General features: G+C 50.1%; 11 protein-coding genes and 1 riboswitch. Of the genes, 8 read left to right on the forward strand and 3 right to left on the reverse strand.

Translation table 11 applies throughout. The annotated features are described in order from the left end of the window. Nucleotides 1–9: 9 nt before the first annotated feature. The 8 genes from AC6B99_RS08330 to AC6B99_RS08365 all read left to right on the forward strand — a co-directional run bounded on the left by AC6B99_RS08330 (nucleotide 10) and on the right by AC6B99_RS08365 (nucleotide 12,446). Complete coding sequence (locus AC6B99_RS08330; RefSeq protein ID WP_056043427.1) at nucleotides 10–888, forward strand: AraC family transcriptional regulator; 879 nt, start codon at nucleotides 10–12, stop codon at nucleotides 886–888. A 160-nt stretch (nucleotides 889–1,048) separates the two neighbouring features. After that, nucleotides 1,049–2,560 (forward strand): alpha-glucosidase/alpha-galactosidase, encoded by a 1,512-nt coding sequence (locus tag AC6B99_RS08335; RefSeq protein ID WP_496663177.1) that lies wholly within the window; start codon nucleotides 1,049–1,051, stop codon nucleotides 2,558–2,560. Between the two features lie 122 nt (nucleotides 2,561–2,682). Beyond that, nucleotides 2,683–3,738, forward strand: coding sequence for a substrate-binding domain-containing protein (locus AC6B99_RS08340; protein WP_081419170.1), 1,056 nt, complete (start codon nucleotides 2,683–2,685; stop codon nucleotides 3,736–3,738). 291 nt (nucleotides 3,739–4,029) lie between these two features. Further along, a complete protein-coding gene (locus tag AC6B99_RS08345; RefSeq protein ID WP_056043430.1) occupies nucleotides 4,030–4,947 on the forward strand; it encodes a carbohydrate ABC transporter permease in 918 nt (305 codons plus the stop codon). Then, nucleotides 4,944–5,777 carry a carbohydrate ABC transporter permease gene (locus tag AC6B99_RS08350; RefSeq protein ID WP_056043433.1) on the forward strand — a complete coding sequence of 278 codons (834 nt, stop codon included), beginning with the start codon at nucleotides 4,944–4,946 and terminating at the stop codon, nucleotides 5,775–5,777. The genes AC6B99_RS08345 and AC6B99_RS08350 overlap by 4 nt, the downstream gene beginning before the upstream one ends. Nucleotides 5,778–5,841: 64 nt before the next feature. Beyond that, entirely contained in the window at nucleotides 5,842–7,173 is a 1,332-nt protein-coding gene (locus AC6B99_RS08355; protein ID WP_056043437.1) for an ABC transporter substrate-binding protein, read from the forward strand. A gap of 158 nt (nucleotides 7,174–7,331) precedes the next feature. Next, a complete protein-coding gene (locus tag AC6B99_RS08360) occupies nucleotides 7,332–9,863 on the forward strand; it encodes a beta-mannosidase (protein ID WP_496663178.1) in 2,532 nt (843 codons plus the stop codon). A gap of 27 nt (nucleotides 9,864–9,890) precedes the next feature. Continuing rightward, complete coding sequence (locus AC6B99_RS08365) at nucleotides 9,891–12,446, forward strand: beta-mannosidase (protein ID WP_496663179.1); 2,556 nt, start codon at nucleotides 9,891–9,893, stop codon at nucleotides 12,444–12,446. Nucleotides 12,447–12,637: 191 nt separating this feature from the next. Here AC6B99_RS08365 and AC6B99_RS08370 read toward each other — a convergent pair whose 3' ends face one another. The 3 genes from AC6B99_RS08370 to AC6B99_RS08380 all read right to left on the reverse strand — a co-directional run bounded on the left by AC6B99_RS08370 (nucleotide 12,638) and on the right by AC6B99_RS08380 (nucleotide 15,562). Then, a complete protein-coding gene (locus tag AC6B99_RS08370) occupies nucleotides 12,638–13,057 on the reverse strand; it encodes a hypothetical protein (protein ID WP_056034324.1) in 420 nt (139 codons plus the stop codon). A gap of 4 nt (nucleotides 13,058–13,061) precedes the next feature. Further along, nucleotides 13,062–13,227: riboswitch (cyclic di-AMP (ydaO/yuaA leader) on the reverse strand. A 214-nt stretch (nucleotides 13,228–13,441) separates the two neighbouring features. Further along, nucleotides 13,442–14,806 carry an arsenic transporter gene (locus AC6B99_RS08375; RefSeq protein WP_496663180.1) on the reverse strand — a complete coding sequence of 455 codons (1,365 nt, stop codon included), beginning with the start codon at nucleotides 14,804–14,806 and terminating at the stop codon, nucleotides 13,442–13,444. A 429-nt stretch (nucleotides 14,807–15,235) separates the two neighbouring features. Further along, nucleotides 15,236–15,562: a winged helix-turn-helix transcriptional regulator gene (locus AC6B99_RS08380; protein WP_494857811.1), complete on the reverse strand. Its 327-nt coding sequence runs from the start codon at nucleotides 15,560–15,562 to the stop codon at nucleotides 15,236–15,238. Nucleotides 15,563–15,761 lie beyond the last annotated feature (199 nt).

Here is a 15,761-nt window from a genome sequence, read left to right on the forward strand (position 1 = left end):
GACGATGAAGTGGAAAGACGAGGCATTTTTCAGGGGCAATTGATGCAGGCCGAGCAGTATCCGCGAGTGGTAGCCTATTATTTTAAGGAGTGGAATGGCTTCGAAATGGCTTATCATCAGCATAGCGCAGTGGAAATTATGTATGTGATATCGGGCGATTGTACGGTAGAGCTGCTCAATAAATCCATTCCGATGGAAAAAGGGCATTTCATCGTCATCGACTCGATGGTCGCCCACCGTCTTCACGTCGCTCAGGGCACGGCATGCCGGATGCTCAATGTTGAATTTATTTTTAGCCATACCGGTGTGGGGCTACCTTCCCTTAAGCGGCTGGCGGAGACTGACCGTGCGCTCGCGGAGCTGTTCGCAGTGAAGCATGATTATTTGCTGCTTTACGATCCGAGCAATGTGTATCAAATGCTGAAGGCACTCGTGCTGGAGCTGGACGGCAAGCGGCGCGCGGAGCAGCTTCTCACAGCGCTTCAGCTGACGCAGCTGCTCGTGCAGATCGGCAGGCTGGCACAGGAAACCTCAAGCCAGTCGCATGATGCGGCGGAGTTTTATGTGGGAGAGAGCATCGCCTATATTCAGCAAAATTATGACCGCGACATTCAGGTCAAGGATATTGCGGCGGCTGTAAGGCTGCATCCGGGGTATTTTCACCGCATATTTAAAGCGGGAACGGGCTGCTCGGTTATGGATTATGTGATGCGTTTTCGGATGGAGAAGGGGAGGATGCTGCTGGAGCAGACCGATATTCCGGTCAGCGATATTTGCCATTATGTCGGCGTCAACAGCAGCCAATATTTCAGTACCCTTTTCAAAAAATATACGAATGAGACGCCGCTCGCTTATCGCCGCGCTGTGCGCAAGGAAGTGGAGCGCTGAGATGGCGTACTTATCTAGTCGATCATTCATCTTATATAGTTAGGATTTTATACAAGAAAGCAAAATAGAAGTTACAATTGTGCAAACGCCTCCACGTTGCTGGTGCTACAATTAGCGTATTGTTCACTACTATATTGCAAGCCATTGGAGGCGTTAATCAATGTCATTTAAAGTTGCGTTTATTGGAGCAGGAAGTATTGGTTTTACTAGGGGATTGCTGCGTGATTTGCTGACCGTTCCAGAGTTCAACAACATCAAAGTTGCGTTTCAGGATATTAATCCGCAAAATCTCGATATGGTTACCCAGCTTTGCCAACGGGATATTCATGAAAATGGCCTTGCGATTGAAATCGAGCCTACGACCGATCGCCGGGAAGCATTGAAGGATGCACGTTACATTTTTGTAACGATTCGTGTCGGTGGCTTGGAAGCTTTTCAGACCGATGTCGACATCCCGCTCAAATACGGCATTGACCAATGCGTGGGCGATACCATTTGTGCAGGCGGCATCATGTATGGACAGCGGGGCATTGCCGAAATGATGAATATTTGCAAAGATATTCGCGAGGTGGCGGAGCCGAACTGCTTGCTGATGAACTATGCTAACCCAATGGCGATGCTTACATGGGCATGCAATAAATATGGCGGCGTACGGACGATTGGCCTGTGCCATGGCGTTCAAGGCGGACATGCGCAAATTGCCGAAGTATTGGGCCTGCCGCGTGAAGAAGTAGACATTATTTGTGCAGGAATCAACCATCAGACGTGGTATGTGCAAATTAAACATAATGGCGAGGATATGACAGGCAAGCTGCTGGAGGCATTTGAACAGCATCCGGAATTCAGCAAAACAGAGAAGGTCCGCATCGATATGCTGCGCCGCTTCGGCTATTACAGCACAGAATCAAACGGCCATTTGAGCGAATATGTGCCTTGGTACCGCAAACGTCCGGAGGAAATTCGCGACTGGATCGACCTTGGAACGTGGATTAACGGAGAAACGGGCGGCTACTTGCGCGTATGTACGGAAGGGCGCAACTGGTTTGAGACGGACTTCCCGAACTGGATGAAGGAAGAACCGAAAGCGTACACCAAGGAGCATCGCGGCCAGGAGCATGGCTCGTATATTATCGAGGGGCTGGAGACGGGACAGGTGTACCGAGGCCACTTCAACGTCGTCAACAATGGCGTTATTTCCAATTTGCCGGATGATGCCATTATTGAAGCGCCGGGCTACGCGGATCGCAACGGCATCAGCATGCCGCATGTTGGCGATTTGCCGCTCGGCTGCGCGGCTGTTTGCAATGTCAGCATTTCCGTTCAGCGTCTGGCCGTAGAAGCGGCCATTCAGGGCGATGACAAGCTGCTGCGCCAAGCGATGATGATGGACCCGCTGGTCGGAGCGGTGTGCAATCCAAATGAGATTTGGCAAATGGTCGATGAAATGCTTGTTGCCCAGGAGCCATGGCTTCCGCAATATGGAGAGGCGATTGCTGCCGCAAAAAAACGTCTGGAAAATGGCCTTGCCATTCCGGTACGCAGCTATGAAGGTGCCGCTCGTCTGAAAACAAAATCGGTCGAAGAAATGCAGAGCAACCGCGAGGAAGCGAGCCGCAATGCGGGCGAGTCGGATAAGGCGATCGATCGCCCAGCCGCCGCAGCCACTGAATAGTAAAATATTCCAATATTTTAGCTTGTGTACAGGGAGGAGTGGATTTGTTATGATAAACAATAAATTGTTTGGTTTACAAAATACGAGTTGACTACAGCTGTTTGGACTTGGAGTGATTGGCCGTGGGGAAGCAAAAAAAGATTACGATGCAGGAAATAGCGGATCGGGTAGGCGTATCCAAATATGCGGTATCCAAAGCTTTATCGGGAAAATCGGGCATTAGCGCCGTTACGCGCAGCAAAATATTTGAAATGGCCTCGCAGCTCGGCTACATGAATCAGAAAAGCGCCAAAAAAACGGTAAGCAGCAAGCAGACGGACGAGGAAGAGCATCAAATCGTCGGCATTCTCATTCCGAATATTCGCAGCCAAAATCAGGAATCGGGCTATTGGGGCAAAGTGCTTGACGGCATTTCCAAATGCTTGGAGGCGAAGGGGCTTGGCTCCGTCCTCATTTCCGATGATTCGCCGCGAAATTTCAACCTCGTCATGAAGCCTGAAGGCTTAATGGGCATTATTGGTGTTGGTTTGATCGCCACGCCGATGCTGGTTGAGCTGCGCAACAAGGCGATTCCGTTTATTTTAGTTGACCATGAGGATGAGCTGCTGGAATGCGACAGCATCTTTATGAACAACTATGATATTATTCGCAAGCTGGTCAAGTTTTTGCTCGGCAAAGGCCACACCCGGATTCAATTTATCGGGGAGCTTGGCTATTCCCGCAGCTTTATTGACCGCTGGAGCGGCTTCCGCTCGGTTATGGACGAGAGCCGGCTTGACTATGTGCCAAGCGAGGGCTTGCTTAAAGTAAAACCGACGTTGGATGCGCATAATCTGAATTTGCTGCAAGCCAGTCTCAAAGAGCTGGAGGCGAGCCATTTTCCAACTGCATTCGTATGTGCGAATGACCAAATTGCCCTGCTCGCAATGAACGCATTGCAGCAGCTTGGCAAGCAGGTCCCCGAGCAATGCTCTCTAACGGGCTTTGACAACAATCTTGAAATATTAGGGGAAACGCCAATCATTACGACGGTAAATGCAGAGAAAGAGGCGCTTGGCATAAAGGCCGTTGAGCTGCTGCAATGGCGGCTGGAAAATGGGCATATGCCCTATGCGAAAATTTTGCTGCAAAGCGATTTAATTATACGGGAGAGTGTAGGCGATCCTGTAAATAAGTAGAAATGTATTTGTTAGGTTTTTAGTTATAGCTCAGCAAAGCGAAAATAGCTTCAGTAAGACGGTTGGCGGGGAACGATTCTCGCATAACCGTCTTTTTTTGTGCAATAGACTGAGTTTTTCTATTTGTTATCGTTGTAAACGCTTTAAGTAAACTTTTATTATTTATTGTAAACATAACAATAACAAAAATTTAGGTTGACAATGTTTACGCTTTCATACTACTATTGGTTTACGATATACAGGGTTCAACAAAGTTCGACCATTTATCCCGCGCTGAAAAGAGGTCTTGCCATGCTTAATAAAAAACAAAGCCGCTGGAAAATTACGGGGCACGATATTGCTGGCTACGTATTTATCTCCCCTTGGCTGATCGGCTTTCTGCTGCTGACGCTGTGGCCGATTTTACAATCGTTCTACTTGTCTTTCACCGATTATTCGCTGCTGGATTCACCAACGTGGACCGGAACGGATAATTACGAGAGCATCTTTACGAAAGATCGGCTGTTTGTAAAATCGCTAACGGTCACCTTTACCTTCGTTTTGCTTGCCGTTCCGATTAAACTGTTTTTCTCGCTAATGGTTGCGCTTTTACTTAACAAGAAGGTAAGAGGCCTCAACTGGTACCGGACGGCGATTTATTTTCCATCGCTAATCGGCGGCAGCATCGCGGTATCTGCATTGTGGAGAAACATGTTCGGCCTAGATGGCTACGTCAATCATGTGCTTAGCTGGTTCGGCATTGAAGGAATTGGCTGGATATCTAATCCAGATACGGCACTAGGTACATTGATCTTGCTGAACGCTTGGCAATTTGGATCAACGATGGTTATTTTTCTAGCCGGCCTTAAGCAAATTCCGAAAGACCTTTATGAATCGGCTTCCGTCGATGGAGCGAGCAAGCTTCGCCAGTTTTTCAAAATTACGATTCCGATGCTCTCGCCTGTTATGTTCTTCAACCTCGTGCTGGGCATTATCAATGCCTTCCAAATGTTTACCTCGGCATTCGTCATAACACAGGGCGGCCCGGCGAACGGGACCTATATGTACGTGCTGTTCCTATACGAGAAGGCATTCAAGCAGTATGAGATGGGTTATGCATCAGCACTTGCCTGGATATTGCTCGTCATTATCGCGGCCTTTACGGCAATTAACTTCCTAGTATCGAAATATTGGGTATTTTACGAATCGGATGGGGGGAAATCCAAATGAGATCAGAAAAGCTAGCTGCATTTCGCAGCCATTTGATTTTGCTCCCGTTCTCGCTGCTTATGCTTTATCCGGTGATTTGGTGGGTCGGGGCATCTTTCAAAAGCACGGCTGAGCTTGGGGAGCCGTCGCTATGGCCAACCGTTTTCATGTGGGAAAACTATACGAATGGCTGGAATTTCTCGCCACAGTTCACCTTTGCCACTTTCTTCGCCAACACCTTAATGATGGAAGTGTGGAATGTCATAGGCGGCGTTGCTACAGCTGCGCTCGTTGGCTACGGTTTTGGACGTTTGAACTTCAAGCTTCGCAACTTCTGGTTTTCGATATTGCTGCTCACGATGATGCTGCCGGCTCAGGTAACCGTCGTGCCGCAATATATATTGTTCAACAAGCTAGGGTTCACTGACAGTTACGTTCCGCTTGTCCTCCCGCATTTCTTCGGCGGCGGCGCCTTCTTCGTCTTCCTGGTCGTCCAGTTCGTGCGGGGCATTCCGCGTGAGCTTGATGAAGCGGCGCAAATTGATGGCGCATCGGTATACGGCATTTTCTTTCGCATCATCGCTCCGCTTATTAAGCCGGCGCTCGTCACCGTAGGGATTTTCACCTTCCTGTGGAGCTGGGATGACTTCTTCTCGCAGCTGCTTTACCTCAGCTCAGTCGAGAAATTTACGGTTGGCCTCGCGCTGCGGATGTTCATTGACCAATTCGAGGTCCAGTGGGGGCAATTGCTTGCGATGTCTCTATTGTCTGTCGTCCCGTCAGCGATTTTGTTCTTCGTCGCCCAAAAGCATTTCGTAGAGGGTATCGCGACTACGGGCATCAAAGGGTAAAGCGTCAAAAGGGTTTTAACTAGCGGCTTCACTATATTTATATAAAAGAGGGAGTGTTCTACGTATGAAAACACAAAGAAAATGGTTGAAATGGCTTCCCGTTACTCTGATTTCGGTTCCCCTCGTTCTTTCCGGCTGTGGCTCTAACAGCGGCGGCAGCTCAGCTACAGCAAGCACTGCGCCAGCGGCTTCGTCTGCTGGAAATGCGGATGCTGCGGCAAAGCTGAAGGTGATGTGGTGGGGCTCGCAGGCAAGGCATGATGCCACGCTTAAGGATTTGGAGCTGTATACGTCCAAGAACCCGAACGTGACGTTTGCGCCTGAGTATACAGCTTGGGACGGTTATTGGGAAAAGCTGCCGACGCTCGCGGCATCGAACACGCTGCCAGACGTGCTGCAAATGGATGCGGCTTACATTCAAGGCTATGCGAAACGCGGCCTGCTAGCTGATCTGTCCGATATCGATTTGACAGGTGTCGTTGATCCGCAGGTATTGGAAAATATTAAAATTGGCGGCAAGGTGTACGGCATTCCTCTCAGCTATAACGGACAAGGCATCGTCTACAATAAAGAGGCGCTGGAAGCGGCGGGTGTTAAGCTTCCGACGAACAATTGGTCATGGGACGACTTCTTCGCCTATGCGAAAGAAGCGCATGAGAAGCTGCCGAAGGGCCAATACGGCATTGACGACATGACGAACATTTGGGAATTTTATCAATATTACCAAACCTCCCAAGGCAAAGGGCCGATCTTCAAAGATGGTACAACGTTTAATCTCGATAAAGATACTTGGATGAAGTTCCAGCAAATTTATGCGGACTTCCGCAAAGATGGCATCGTGCCTGCGGCGGACCAGCAGCTTTCCTTTAAGGAAAATGATCCGCAGCTCGATTCGATGGCTTCAGGCAAAGTTATGCTGAGAACCGCATCTGTCGGCTCGGCAAGTGTCATTGAATCATTGCTCCCTGGCAAGCTTGGGGTGAACAGCATTCCGATCGGCGAAGCTGGAGGCGGCTGGGCGCAATCGACGATTTTCTTGTCTGTGAGCGAAGGCTCGGCTAGCAAGGAGCAGGCGAAAGCGTTCATTAAGTGGTTCGTGGCCGACAAAGAATCCGGCAAGACACTCGGCTTGACACGCGGTATTCCAATCAACGAAGAGGTGTTCAAAGAGCTCGAGCCGACGCTTGCGTCCGGAGACTTGTTTGCTAAAGAGCTGCTTGAAGCGGCAAAACCGAAAGCATTGCCTTTCTATCCAGCTCCTGCAGGTGCGGAGGACTTCGTAAAAACCTACAAATCCGAAATGGAAGCGGTTATGTTTGGCCAAGCAACATTGGAAGAGGCTTATCAAACGCTGCTCGATAAAGGGAAAGATGCAGAAGCGAAGCTGAACAAGTAAGTATAGCTTCACGAAAATATTAAAAAGTGCGGCGAAAAAGTCATAGCGCGGAGAAGGCCCGGCTGAAAAATCGCAAGCGATTGGAGGCGGGTCTTCTTCGCGCTTAACGTATTCTTTTTCAACACACATATAGAGATAAATTGGAGGAGGAGAGCCATATGAAAATAACGGAGTGGCGATTGCAGCATTTTGAAGTAGGGGAGAAGCCTCCTCTTCAGGTGGCGGCACCTGGACTTGACGACCGTTTTTGGATGACGGCGAAGGTTCCCGGAGATGTACATTCCACACTGATTGATCGGCGGATTATTGAGCATCCCTATTTTGGGCATAACGACATCAAATGCCGCTGGATCGAGCAGAAGGAGTGGTGGTATCGTGCGCAGTTCGACTATGAGGTCCATGAGGACCAAGGGGAGCGGCATGAGCTGATTTTTGAAGGCTTGGATACCTTTGCAACGATATTCGTCAATGGACTGGAAATAGGGACAGCGGAAAATATGCACCGCATTTATGCTTTTGATGTGACGAAGGTTGTGCGCCCGGGCAAAAACGCCATTGCCGTCCGTTTTGAACCGCTGCATCTGCATCATCAGGATAAGGAGCAGTTCCAGTGGTCCTCCTATACGAAGGAACGTCCATGGCTGCGCAAAGCGGCGATGAACTTCGGCTGGGACTGGGGGCCAAGAATGGTCACTGTCGGTATTTGGGGCAGCGTTCGTCTGGAGCGCAGGCGCGCAGCTAAGCTGGGCAGCGTATTCGTTCAAACGTTATCGGCTGGCAAGGAAGAAGCGGTTCTGAAGGTAGCAGTCGATACGGTTGCCTATCACAAGCAGGCGCAGCTGACTGCTGAAATCAGGCTGTTTACGAGAGAGGGAGAGATTGCGGCATCCGCAGCGCTTTCCGTAAAAGGAGGAAGCGAGACAGCGGCAGAGCTGGCAGTAAAGCAGCCGCAGCTGTGGTGGTCGCATGATCTTGGCGAGCCGTATTTGTATGAGCTTGAGGTGCAGCTGCTTGCGGACGGTGAGCAGGTTGACAGCTATCGCAAGCCCTGCGGCATTCGGACGATTGAGCTGCAGCTGGAGGATGAAGCTGGAAAGCCCGCTTTTGCCTTCCTGCTGAACGGCATCAAGCTGTTCGCCAAAGGCTCCAACTGGATTCCGGCAGACAGCTTTATTGGAGCGGTGAAGGATAAGCGCTACACCGATCTAATCGAGCTGGCTGTCAATTCCAATATGAATATGCTGCGCATTTGGGCTGGTGGCATCTATGAGAAGGATATTTTTTACGAGGAATGCGACCGTCTTGGTGTGCTCGTCTGGCAGGATTTTGCCTTTGCGAACGCGCTTTTTCCAGATTTCAACCGTAATTTCATGGAAAATGTGAAGCAGGAAGCAATCGATAATGTGAAGCGTTTGCGCAATCATCCGTCGCTTGCTTTATGGTGCGGCAACAACGAAATTGACTGGCTGTATGACATGAAGTCGGCTGGCGGGGATATTACTTGTCCCTTCTATGGCGAGAGCATCTACCATGAGCTGCTGCCGGAAGTGCTGGAGCAGTATGACAGCAGCAGGCCGTATTGGCCGTCGTCGCCTTATGGCGGCAATGATGCGAACGACCCTGACGTCGGCGACCGCCACAATTGGCAAGTTTGGCATGGTTCGGTGTACCCGCGCAAATTCGGCGAGGCGCCGCTGCTTGATTACAGCATTGAAGGCGTCACGTTCAAAAATTATAAAAAAGATTTCACCCTGTTCAGCAGCGAGTTTGGCATGCACGCATCTGCTAACCGCTATACGCTGGAGCGCTATATCCCGGAAGGCGAATTTTATTGGGGCAGCGTAGAGATGGCTCATCGCAACAAGGATACGAACCATCAGAAGGGCATTTTGCTCATGGAAGGCTATACGGGCATTCCGCAAAATATTGAAGAATATATGAACTTCTCCATGCTCACGCAGGCGGAAGGCTTAAAATATGGCATTGAGCATTACAGGCGCAATAAGCACCGCACGAGCGGATCGCTTGTCTGGCAGCATAATGACAGCTGGCCGGGTACGAGCTGGTCACTGATTGACTATGAGCTGCTGCCGAAGGCTTCTTTTTATTATGCGAAAAAGTTCTATCATCCGCTCCTTCTGTCGCTCGATTATGAGCCAGGACAGCCGCTTCGCGTATGGGCGGTCAATGACCGGCTGGAAGCGTATGAGGGCAAGGTGCTGTTCCAGTGTTATGCGCTTGATGGCAGCTTGAGGTATGAGCAGAGCTTTGACGTCAGCCTGCCGCCGAACAAGGCGGTTCAAATTGGCGAGCTGACGGAGCTTGAAGTGCTAAACGGTGCTATGCCGGAGCGGGTTATCGTGAAGCTGTCTGCCCCGCAGTGGGACGCGCCGGACAATTATTATTATTTGCGCGACCATCTGGAGCTGAGCTTGCCGCAGAGCACCCTTGCTGCAACGTTTAATAAGCAGGAGCAGACGGTTACAGTAGCCGCTTCGGGCGGAGCAGCGCGACTTGTGAAACTCGATGTGAAGCAGGGCAACGTTCGCTTCAGCGATAATTATTTTGACCTGCTGCCGGGTGAAGCGGTCACGGTCGCCATGCAGCAGGCAGACGGACAGCCGCTGCAATACGAGACTCTGGAAGTGTCAGCTCTCAACGCTGACAAGGCTGAATTACATTTTATTTAAACTTATATAACGATAGTGGAGGACACGATGAACGAAGCGAACAGCGTTTTATCCGATTGGAGCTTTAGAGCTTGTGGCGAGAAGGAGTGGCTGCCCGCGATTGTGCCGGGAAACGTGCACATGGATCTTCTGCGGCAGGAGAAAGTAGCCCCCCCTTTTTACGGTACGAATGAGCATGGGCTGCAGTGGATCGATAAGCAGGATTGGGAGTACGAGACCACGTTCGGGGTAACGCCGGAAATGCTGGCACAATCGCATCTGGAGTTGGTATTCACTGGACTTGATACGTATGCTGATGTGTACGTCAACGGCAAGCATATGCTGTCGGCAGATAATATGTTCCGCATCTGGAAAATGAATGTGAAGCCGGTTTTGCAGCCGGAAGGCAATGTGATTACAGTCAAGTTTCGTTCGCCTGTTAACGAGGATTTGCCGAAGCTTGAGAAGCTGGGCTATCCGCTTCCGGCGGCGAATGACCAGTCAGAGCTTGGTGGACTTGGCGACAAGAAAATCAGTGTTTTTGCCCGCAAAGCTCCGTATCATTATGGCTGGGACTGGGGCCCGCGATTTGTGACGAGCGGCATATGGAAGGAAGTGAGGCTCGTTGCCTGGTCAGAGGTGCGACTGACAGATCTGTATATCGAGCAGCAGGAAATCACCGCAGCCCATGCGAGCCTAAGGATTGCAGCAGAAGTGGAATGCGAGCAAGCTTGGCAAGGGGTGCTGCGGGTAAATGCCGACGGCAGGGTCTGGGAGCAGCAGGTTCAGCTGGCGGCGGGCTTGCAGACGGTGGAGCTGGCGGCATCTATTGCGCAGCCGCGGCTTTGGTGGTGCCGAGGCCTCGGCAAGCCGGAGCTGTATCATTTTGAAGTGCAGCTTATGCAAACAAAGGATGGGGTCGAGCAGCCCGTAAGCAGCCGCAGTGTAACGACGGGTTTGCGGGCAGTGAGGCTGGTAACCGATCAGGACGAGCAGGGCCATGCCTTTTATATCGAGCTGAATGGGGTTCCGGTGTTCGCGAAAGGAGCCAATCATATTCCGAATGACAGCTTCCTGCCTGACGTGACCTATGAGCGTTACCGTCATGAAATTGCGAGTGCTGCGTTATCCAATATGAATATGCTCCGGGTGTGGGGCGGCGGCATTTATGAGGCGGATGCCTTCTATGAGCTGTGCGATGAGTACGGATTGCTCGTTTGGCAGGACTTCATGTTCGCTTGCAGCATGTATCCCGGAGATGAGGCTTTTCTGGAAAATGTGCGTCTGGAGGCGGAGGAAAACGTTCGGCGTCTGCGCAATCACCCATGTATCGCCATATGGTGCGGCAACAATGAAATCGATACGGCCTGGTCACATTATGATGAAAATATGGGCTGGGGCTGGAAGCGCGACTATACGCCTGAGCAGCGCGAGCAGCTGTGGGCTGATTATGAGGCGATTTTCCACCGGATATTGCCGCAGGCGGTCGCGGGGCTTGGCAATGGTATTGCGTATTGGCCTTCTTCACCTATGCGGGGGCTGACGGGAGACGGTGAGCAGCATGCTTTCAACTTGTCGAAGAGCGGCGATATTCACTATTGGGGCGTCTGGCATAACGTAGAGCCTTTTGAAAAATACAACGTCCACGTCGGCCGATTCATGAGCGAATACGGCTTCCAATCGTTTCCTGAGCTGCAAACGGTGCAGCAGTATGCGGAAGAAGCGGACATGGCCATTGAATCGGAGGTAATGCTGGCGCATCAGAAAAACGCGCGCGGCAACCAGTTGATCAAGGAATATATGGATATGTATTTGCGCCAGCCGAAGGATTTCCCGGCATTTCTTTATTTGAGCCAGGTTTTGCAGGCGGAAGCGATGAAGACAGCGATTGAAGCCCATCGGCGGAAAAAGCCATTTTGCATGGGGTCCCTGTATTGGCAAATGAACGATTGCTGGCCTGTCGCCTCATGGGCGGGAATGGACTATTACGGGCGCTGGAAGGCGCTGCAATATTATGCGGCACGCAGCTTCCGCGACATCATGCTGTCGTTTGACTGCGCGAGCAGCGGCCGCGTCGATTGTTATGTATTGTCAGATCAAAATGAACCTTTCATCGGCGAGCTTGCGCTTGAGCTGCGTTCATTCACGGGCGAGGTGCTGAAGCAGTTTGCCGTTCCGGTATCGCTTCAGCCAAACAACGGCCATATCGCCTGCTCCTTAGAGCTGGAAGCGCTGCTTTCCGAAGGCATTCAGCCAGGTGAAGTCGTTCTTGTGGCGAAGCTAAAGCAGGGTGGACTGCTCGTGGAGGAAAAGGAGCATTATTTCAGGCCGATGAATGAGCTTGAGCTTGCGGCTCCGGCCATAAAGATCAGCGAGGTTCAAGGCAGCGGCGGCACCGCTTATGTGCTGGAGACGGATACGCTGGCCAAGCAGGTTCGACTTTCTGCGTCGATCGAAGGTATTTTCAGCGACAACTATTTCGATCTGCTGCCGAACGAACCGCGTACGATTACGTTTTACGCGCGAAATCCGCAAGGAGATCAGGCTTTCAGCGCTGCGTCGCCGGGCGAGCTGAATGTCCATTCGATGACCGATTTTATTTAAAATATAGGAAAGTATATGATTTTCCCATCCTTTCTCTATATTTCTCGGACTGAAACGCGCCGCGCCGCCAGAGGACGGCGAAAGCCGTTTCACCTTGAAAGGACAAGCGGCCGATAGAAAAAAAGGAACCTTTCCTGCCAGCTGAAACATGGCGGGGAAGGTTCCTTTGCGTTATGGTGATCTAAAATAAGCTAAAAAATAGAAAGGTAGAATAAGGAGCGGCTAAGTAAAATAGGTTCCTCAGAAGCGCCGTCGTCCGGTTCAATTTCTGCGGTCCAGCTTTTGAGATGATGAATCGCATGATCGAATAGGTTGTACACACTGTGATGATCGGCTTGCTCGCTCCGAAGCGACCGTCCTGTAATAGACAAGGTGCCGATAAAGCTGCTCAGCGCGCTGCACCACAGGCCCCAATCATTAGGGCGCTCCATCTCGTCGACAAAAGTCTCGCCAAAGCCAATGCCTTTGTCCGTCGTTACCCGCAAGCAGGCACGGTTTCCGGCGTCGTCTACATTGAGTGCTGGAATGACAAACAGCTCAATGCGTTTGACCGTAAGCTTCATTGCGTGCTTCGCCTTAGGCGGAGCGTCCGGCGCATGAAGGACAATCATATTCATCTCTCCTCACGTTCGCTTACGGAGTTAGCTGTCGGATTCGGGCCAGTGAGCTGCCCTACCAGTGCGAGATGCACCGGATTCACCCCTTGCGATTCAAGCTTTCGCTTCAACCACGTTGTTGGTTCCCCCGCTTTTTCAATTGAAAAATTAAGCGATTTAATATTAGAGTGCTAGAATTCGGCTAGGGATATATATTAAACCGTTATTCCTCAATTGTAAACCTTTTAGTAGTAAATAAAATAAATAGTACTGCTGCCTTATAGGCAAACGGGCGCTGCCGTCATTTGGTGGCAGCGCCCGTTTGCCATAGAAATAGCTGCGGATTTATCAGAAAACACCTATTTGTAGACTGACCGCTCATGTATACGTTGTTGTGAGCTAGTGCATTGGGAAAATCCAGCCAACCCATAGAGCAAGAAGAGTGAGGGTAAACAGCAGCACAGGCGGAATGATGACAAGCGTTACTTTGACATAATCCATCCAACTGATTTTTACTTTGGATTTCTGCACAAGATTCATCCAAATGAGTGAGGCTAGCGTGCCTATCGGTAAAATGAGTGAGCCAATATCGCTCCCAATGACGCTGGCGAGGTAGGCGATTTTGAGGGTAAGCGGGTCGAGGTTCATTTCAGTAAGCGTGATCGTGCCGATCATGAGTGCGGGATGATTGTTGACGAGTGTAGACATGGCGGAGACGAGCCCTCCGATTAAAATGCTTGCATTCATCAGGCTGCCAGTAACGAGCGGCTCGAACACCTGAACGAGTCCTTGCGTCAGGCCAATGTTGTGCAGGCCATAAATAATGATATACATGGCGAAGGCGAATATGAGTATATGCCAGGGGATTTTACGCAAAATGTCGTTCGGTGGCATTTTCAGGTAAATCCAGCGCCAACAAAGGAGCAGCAAGGAGCCGAAAACAGCGACCCACTCAACGGGGATGTGCAAATAGGATGCAGCAAATAAGCTGAGCCGAACGGAGAAGACGAAAAGCAGAATCGATTTCATAAAGCGGCTGCTGTATTTGGGCTGTGCAGGCTTGCTTCCGGCAGGAGTGAGTAAAGGATGGTAGCCAGAGTGAATAGGGACGATTGAAATCGTATGGGGTACTTCCCGGGGAAGCTGATGGTAAAAGTAGAGGAACAGCAGCAAGGTGAGCAGCAGCAGACCTAGTGTAGCGGGGATAAACATCATGACGGTATGCATGTACAAATCCATGCCGACGATTTTCAGCGCAATCAGATTTACAATATTGCTGACTCCGATGGGAGCGCTGGAGGCGGTAGCGATTAATGCTCCTGAGAGTAGGTATGGAATTTTTTGGTGGTTTTTCAGTCCCATGTGATGCAGCATAATGAGCAAAATCGGGGTTGTGATAAGAATGCTGCCGTCATTGTTGAAAAATAGCGTCATCAGAAAACACATCAGGTTTACATACCAGAACAATCTGAGTCCTGAGCCTCGTGCTCGAATAGCAAGCCCTTCGGCTGCCCAGATGAAAAAGCCGAAGCTTTCTAGCACGATAGCCATGACGATCGTTGCCATAATAGTGATGGCAGCTCCGCTTACAGTGGCGCTAATATGCGCTAGGTCCGACAACGAGATGACTCCGCTCAATAGGACGAGAATGGCGCCAAACGTAGCAGGAATGGCTTCATTCAGCCCTCTGGGTCGCCACAAAATGAGCAAAATAGTGAAAAGGAAAGCAAACAGGGACACGATAATGGAAGGTAGCGAGATCAAATGTTAATCACCTCGAATTCTTGATTAAATTCATAGTGAAGCAGCAAAGGGTTATTCATTTGCGGCAGCAGCAGTATGCTGAGCGGTTTCTATGCTAATGCTGTCATAGCGATTATCTGTTGCCGTAGAGGATAGGGTTAGAATAGTAGGCTGTTTAATCGGTGGAGGAGGCTTAAGAATGAAATAGAGGGACAGGCCTGATGAGCAAATAATGAAGACAGTAAGCAATCGGGTTTCCTCCTTTCTAGTGATAACGCATATGAGGACAATTATCATGGGGAGATACGAATAATATATTTATATGTGGCCTACTGATAGAGGGTACTAGACGTTAATAGTAGATTGCTATAATTCCGCGAAGCGTCCCCCACTCCGAAAACACAAAACAACCCCGGCCCGATGGAGGGCCGAGGCTGCTTCGTTAACCTTTTACTTGGATATGGACATAGGCGCTACCCAATTGGATGACCATTGCTGCAATTCGCGAATGACCGGCTCCAGTGCGTGTCCCTTTTCAGTGAGCGAATATTCAATGCGAACTGGAATGTCTGGAAAGACGGCGCGGCTTACAATGCCCTCAACTTCAAGATCCTTAAGCCGCTCAGACAGCAGTCTGCCGCTAATGGGAAGGGCGCCTTGAATGCAGCTGAAGCGCTGCGGCCCGGACAGCAACTGATAAATGATCAAGCCGGTCCATCGTTTGCTTATAATGTCCATCCCTTTGTGCAGGCGCGGACAAAGCCCGGATTTCTCCATGTAGATCACCTCATTATAACTTGCTATTAAGTATAGCTTTAATAGTATTTATATACAAGCAAACTTTTTGAACGCTCATAACTTGACGTAATGGAATTTCAAATATATAATTAGTTACTAATGGTAAGCGAAAATTTGTTCCCCTATGATTGTTAATAAGGCAAGGTGCATGTATAGCAGATGAAGCTTAGCCTTTCAA

It is taken from the genome of Paenibacillus liaoningensis (genome assembly GCF_059609455.1).

Bases quoted from the DNA above. Each gene is read 5' to 3' on its own strand.
- AC6B99_RS08335 (WP_496663177.1), top strand. From the start codon at position 1,049: ATGTCATTTAAAGTTGCGTTTATTGGAGCAGGAAGTATTGGTTTTACT.
- AC6B99_RS08345 (WP_056043430.1), top strand. From the start codon at position 4,030: ATGCTTAATAAAAAACAAAGCCGCTGGAAAATTACGGGGCACGATATT.
- AC6B99_RS08350 (WP_056043433.1), top strand. From the start codon at position 4,944: ATGAGATCAGAAAAGCTAGCTGCATTTCGCAGCCATTTGATTTTGCTC.
- AC6B99_RS08355 (WP_056043437.1), top strand. From the start codon at position 5,842: ATGAAAACACAAAGAAAATGGTTGAAATGGCTTCCCGTTACTCTGATT.
- AC6B99_RS08360 (WP_496663178.1), top strand. From the start codon at position 7,332: ATGAAAATAACGGAGTGGCGATTGCAGCATTTTGAAGTAGGGGAGAAG.
- AC6B99_RS08365 (WP_496663179.1), top strand. From the start codon at position 9,891: ATGAACGAAGCGAACAGCGTTTTATCCGATTGGAGCTTTAGAGCTTGT.
- AC6B99_RS08370 (WP_056034324.1), bottom strand. From the start codon at position 13,057: ATGATTGTCCTTCATGCGCCGGACGCTCCGCCTAAGGCGAAGCACGCA.
- AC6B99_RS08380 (WP_494857811.1), bottom strand. From the start codon at position 15,562: ATGGAGAAATCCGGGCTTTGTCCGCGCCTGCACAAAGGGATGGACATT.